This window comes from Kitasatospora putterlickiae, assembly GCF_039527695.1.
In the GTDB taxonomy this organism is placed as follows: Bacteria; Actinomycetota; Actinomycetes; order Streptomycetales; family Streptomycetaceae; genus Kitasatospora; species Kitasatospora putterlickiae.
Map to the genome: position 1 here is coordinate 1 of NZ_BAAAKJ010000051.1, position 3,097 is coordinate 3,097.

4 protein-coding genes are annotated in these 3,097 nt (G+C 77.4%); 3 read left to right on the forward strand and 1 reads right to left on the reverse strand.

Translation table 11 applies throughout. The features are described from left to right. On the reverse strand, positions 1 to 1,380 hold a 1,380-nt coding region (locus ABD308_RS05960; RefSeq protein WP_344328053.1), incomplete at its 3' end, for a winged helix-turn-helix domain-containing protein. 256 nt (positions 1,381 to 1,636) lie between these two features. On the opposite strand from ABD308_RS05960, the gene ABD308_RS05965 reads away from it, so the two are divergent. From ABD308_RS05965 to ABD308_RS05975, 3 genes are all read left to right on the forward strand, one after another. Then, positions 1,637 to 2,143 carry a hypothetical protein gene (locus ABD308_RS05965; RefSeq protein WP_344328063.1) on the forward strand — a complete coding sequence of 169 codons (507 nt, stop codon included), beginning with the start codon at positions 1,637 to 1,639 and terminating at the stop codon, positions 2,141 to 2,143. A 99-nt stretch (positions 2,144 to 2,242) separates the two neighbouring features. Continuing rightward, entirely contained in the window at positions 2,243 to 2,722 is a 480-nt protein-coding gene (locus tag ABD308_RS05970; protein ID WP_344328069.1) for a DUF7144 family membrane protein, read from the forward strand. A 154-nt stretch (positions 2,723 to 2,876) separates the two neighbouring features. Then, positions 2,877 to 3,097, forward strand: a 221-nt coding sequence (locus ABD308_RS05975; RefSeq protein ID WP_344328077.1) for a hypothetical protein, incomplete at its 3' end; no start/stop codon positions are given.

Genomic DNA, 3,097 nt, shown 5'->3' on the forward strand with positions numbered 1-3,097 from the left:
CAGCTGGAGCGGGGTCTGCTGCTCGGGCAGCAGGGGCTCGACGCGCTCCAGGATCCGCAGGGCGCCGTCCGCCTCCTCGCGGCCCAGGTGGAGGGCCGCGCGGACGAGCTCGGCGGCCGGGGCGTGCTCGGTCGCCGGCATCCGGGAGAACAGCACGCACAGCCGGGTGGCGTCCCGTCCGGCGACCAGCTCGCCGAGGGCCAGCTCGTCGACCAGCAGCCGGGCGGCCAGTGCCCAGGCGCCTCCCTCGGCGGCGTGGTCCAGCGCGGCCCGGTACCGGCCGTGGTCGGCGAGCCAGCGCGCGGCCCGCACCCGCAGCTCGTCGACCCGTTCCGGGGCGGCGGCGCGCAGGTGCAGGCGCAGGATGCCCGCGAACATCGGGTGCAGCCGGTACCAGCCGTCGGACAGGGCCTCGGTGAAGGCGTTCTCCTGGTGCAGCCGGTCCAGGATCCGCCGGCCGTCACGGCGGCCGGTGAGCGCGTCGGCGAGGTCGGGGTGGACCCGGCCGAGGATGCTGCAGCGCAGCAGCAGGTCCTGGGTCGGCGCGGGCTGGGTCCGCAGCACCTCGGCGAGCAGGAAGTCGGAGAGCGCGGCGTGCGCGGCGTCGATCCGTCCGAGGTAGGCCTGCGGGTCGTCGGCGTCCTTCGCGGCGAGCGCGAGCAGCCGCAGCCCGGCGGCCCAGCCGGACACCGCCTGGTGCACCGCGTCGACGGTGGACGCGTCCAGGCGCAGCCCGTGGCGCTCCAGCAGGGCGGCCGCCTCGGCGCGGCTGAGCGCGAGGTCGGCGGCGTGGAGCTCGCCGAGCTCGCCGGCGGCCCGGTAGCGGTGCAGCGGCAGCAGCGGCTCGCGCCGGCCGACGAGGACCAGCCGCAGCTGCCCGGCGGTGTGGCGGACCAGGTCGTGCAGCTGCCCGGTCAGCCGGGGGTTGTCGATGTGCTCGAACTCGTCCAGCACCAGGACCAGCGGCTGCGGCCGGGCGTTGATCCACGCGGCCAGCCGGACCAGCAGCGACGGCTCGACGTGCTCGGCCCGGGCCGGGGCGCCGACCTCGTCGGGAAGCCCGGGAACGCCGCCCTGCAGGGCCTCGCGGACGTACGCCCAGAAGGTGCCGGGCTGGTTGTCGCCCTCCTCCAGGGTGAGCCAGCCCGCCGGCCCGGGGAGCCGGCCGCGCGCCAGCCAGTCCGCCACCAGCAGGGTCTTGCCCGCCCCGGCGGGCCCGTCGACCAGGGTCACCGGTCGGGACGCGGCCGCGTCGAGCCGGTGCAGCAGCCGCTCGCGCCGCAGGAAGGTGGCGGCGGGCGGGCCGGGCGGACGGACCCGGGTGTCCAGCAGCGGGTCCCCGTTGGGAAGCCTCGCGGGTGCGGTGCGGGTGTGCGGCATGTGGCCACCGCCTGGTGGTTCCGCCGTGCGGGGCACGGCCGGGCGCGGAGCGGCGGGCCGCGGGCGCGCCGTTGCGGACGCCTCTGGGAGGCGCCACTTAGACGGTAGTACGGCCGGGCCGCCGCGTGCCATCCGAGCGGCCGGGACGGTCCGCCTCACCTGCCGGGGGTGAGGACGGGCGCGGACGCGGCGGCGACGATCGAGGTGAGGGCCGCCCCGGTGGACCGGCCCGGCACCGACCCCGCAGGAGGCCGTGGTGACCGTTCCCGACCGGCCCGACCGGCCCGAGACCGTGCGGTCCGACCGGACCGACTACGCGGGCGCGGTCTACGGCTCGATGCTGGCGGCCTCGGTGATCGCGGCCTCCAGCCTGGGCGGATCGCACCCGCGCCTCTCGCTCATCCTGCTGCTGGTGATCACCGGGCTGGTGTTCTGGGCGGCGCACGTCTACGCGCACGTCGCCGGACAGCGCGAGGCCGGCCGCCAGGTCACGTGGCGCCAGGTGCGCGAGGTGGGGCGGCACGAGTGGCCGATCGTCGAGGCCGCGGCGCTGCCGGCGCTGGCGGTGCTGATCAGCCCCTGGCTCGGGACGGGGGAGAACGCCTGGCTCGCGCTCGGGGTCGCGGTCGCCCAGCAGGTGGGCTGGGCGAGCCTGGGCGCCCGGCGGGCGGGGGCCGTGCCGCGCCAGGTGCTCGCCGAGGGCGCGGTCAACCTGCTGCTGGGCCTGGTCATCGTGGCGGCCAAGGTGGCGGTCGGGCACTGAATCACCCGTGCGGGGTGGTCTCCAGGGCCCGGCGGGCGTGGCGCAGTGGTAGCCGGGGCCGTGCCCGGCACCTGGAGCCGGACCCACCTGGAGGCAATCATGACCGCCGCCGTTCCCCACGGCGCCGCCCCGCCGGCCGGGGCTTCCGCGACCGACGACCCCGTCGGGTCCGGGCTGCTGACCTTCGCCGGTGTGCTGCTGGTGCTGGTGGGCGCCCTGAACGCCCTGGACGGCATCTCCGCCATCGCCGGCTCGCACGTCTTCATCGGGGACGCCCACTTCGTCTTCGGCGACCTGCTGGCCTGGGGCTGGGTGATGCTGGTCCTGGCCGTCGCCCAACTCGGGGCCGCCTACGGGGTGCTGGCGCTGCGCGCGCAGTGGGCCCGGTGGGCGGGCGTCGTCGTCCTGGTGCTCAACGCCTTCGCGCAGATGTCCTTCGTCCCCTCCTACCCGGTGTGGTCCCTGACGATCATCGCGATCGACGTCGTCGCCATCTACGCGCTGACCGCCTACGCCACCCCCGGCCGGTGGGGGCCGGCCCGCTCCGAGCAGCCGCCGGCCCCCGGCGGTGACACCTGAGCGAGGACGGCATCGGGCCGGAACCGGGTGGCATGACGCGCGCCGGTGCGGGAAGACGCGCTCCCGGGCCGGTGCTGACGGTCCGTCGGGAACCCCCCGGCGGGCCGTCGGCGTCCTCCCGGCCGCACCGCCGCCACCGCCGAGGAGGAACCCGATGACCCGGCCCGTCCCCCCGAACCTCTCCGTCGCCCACCTGGCCGCCGAGGCCGCCGAACTGCTGCGCGCCGCCGTCGCCGCGCCCCAGGGCGGCCGGCCGGTCCTGCGGCACACCGCCGAGGCCGCCGAGACCGTCGGCGCCCTGGCCGGGCTCACCGCCCGGCTGCCCGAACTGCTGGACCACGTCGAGGCGTTCCTCAGCAGCGAACAGGCGGGCGG